We start from the raw sequence: 1773 nt of genomic DNA, 5'->3' as shown, positions 1-1773 counted from the left end.
GGCTCCAGCGAGGTCAGCGCCGCGCCGATCTCCGAACCCAGCAGCATGGTGCCGGTGGTCTCCACCGTCACCGAGCAGATCAACGGCACCGAGACGCCCAGCGCGTCCATCGCGCGGCGGGCGCCGATCAGCGACGCCTTGGTCTGCAGGAGGTCCTGGGTGGTCTCCACCAGCAGGGCGTCGGCGCCGCCGGACAGCAGGCCCTCGGCATTGGTCTGGTACGCGTCGCGGATGGTGGCGTAGGAAATGTGGCCCAGGGTGGGCAGCTTGGTGCCCGGGCCCATCGAGCCCAGCACCCAGCGCCGGCGGCCGGTGGACGCGGTGAAGGCGTCCGCCGATTCCCGGGCGATACGGGCGCCGGCCTCGGACAGCTCGAAGTTGCGGTCGGCGATGTCGTACTCGGCGAGCGCGGCGAAGTTCGCGCCGAAGGTGTTGGTCTCCACGCAGTCCACGCCGACCGCGAAGTAGGCGTCGTGGACCGAGCGCACGATGTCGGGGCGGGTGACGTTCAGGACCTCGTTGCAGCCTTCGAGCTGCTGGAAGTCCTCCAGGGAGGGGTCCTGCTCCTGGAGCATGGTCCCCATGGCTCCGTCGGCGACGACCACCCGGGTGGCGAGGGCTTCGCGCAGTGCGTCGGGCCCGTTCATGCCCGCCTCGCCAGGTGCGGTCCGATCTCCTCGGCGGCGGCGCGGCCGTAGACGCGCTCGATGGAGGGGAGCAGCTCGCCGGGGACGAGCTTGTACTCCTGGGTGCCGACGGAGGCCAGGACGACCGTGGCCAGGGCGCAGCCGAGCTGGGCGGCCCGCTCGTACGAAAGGCCCCAGGACCAGGCGGCGAGGAATCCGGCGCGGAACGCGTCGCCGACGCCCGTGGGGTCGGCGATCTCCTGGGCGGGGACGGCCGGCACGGCGAGCCGGGTCCCGTCCGCCGAGCGCAGCAGGGCTCCGTCGGGGCCCCGCGTGGTGATCCAGGTGCCGACGCGGTCGAGCACCTCCTGCTCGGACCAGCCGGTGCGTTCCAGGAGCAGGAGGCTCTCGTACTCGTTGGTGAAGAGCAGGAACGTCCCTTCGACGAGGGCCCTGGTCTGGTCCGCGGTGAGGCGGGCCAGCTGCTGGGAGGGGTCGGCGGCGACCGGGACGCCCAGGCGGTGGGCGGTGGCGGTGTGCCGCAGCATCGCGTCGGGGTCGTCGGCGCCGACGAGCAGCAGGGCGAGGCCGTCGGCCTCGCGGTGGGTGTCCGCGAGGTCGATGCGGGCGGCCTCGGCCATGGCGCCCGCGTAGAAGGTGGCGATCTGGTTCTGGTCCAGATCGGTGGTGCAGACGAACCGGGCGGTGTGGAGGGTTTCGCTGACCCGGACGGATCCGGTGTCGACCCCGGCTTCCTCCAGCCGGCTCCGGTAGGGGCCGAAGTCGGCTCCGGCGGAGCCGATCAGGACGGGCCGCAGGCCGAGCCGGGCCAGGCCGAAGGCGATGTTGGCTCCGACGCCGCCCTCGCGGACCTCCAGCCGGTCGGCGAGGAACGACAGCGAGACCCGGTCGAGGCTCTCGCTCAGCAGCTGTTCCGCGATTCGGCCGGGGAACACCATCAGATGGTCGGTGGCGATGGACCCGGACACGGCTATGCGCACCACGTTCTCCTCAGACTCGGGGTGTACGGAGTGGGAAGGGACTCATGCGGGCAGGCCGGCGGCGGCGCGCAGGGCGTCGACGCGGTCGGTGCGCTCCCAGGTGAAGTCCGGCAGCTCGCGGCCGAAGTGGCCGTAGGCGGCGGTCT

2 protein-coding genes are annotated in these 1773 nt (G+C 72.5%); both read right to left on the bottom strand.

The window, feature by feature from the left end; genetic code table 11:
• Window positions 1-647, bottom strand: a 647-nt coding sequence (locus AB0O36_RS36955) for a homocysteine S-methyltransferase family protein (RefSeq protein WP_365118378.1), incomplete at its 3' end; no start/stop codon positions are given.
• On the bottom strand, window positions 644-1627 hold the full coding sequence (locus AB0O36_RS36950) for a carbohydrate kinase family protein (protein ID WP_365118377.1): 984 nt from the start codon (window positions 1625-1627) through the stop codon (window positions 644-646). The genes AB0O36_RS36950 and AB0O36_RS36955, both read right to left, overlap by 4 nt.
• Between the last annotated feature and the right edge of the window lie 146 nt (window positions 1628-1773).

Source organism: Streptomyces sp. NPDC089799 (assembly GCF_040684755.1).
GTDB lineage: Bacteria > Actinomycetota > Actinomycetes > Streptomycetales > Streptomycetaceae > Streptomyces.
The sequence above is the reverse complement of the archived record's forward strand: the minus strand, read 5'-3'. Positions and strand labels throughout refer to the sequence as shown.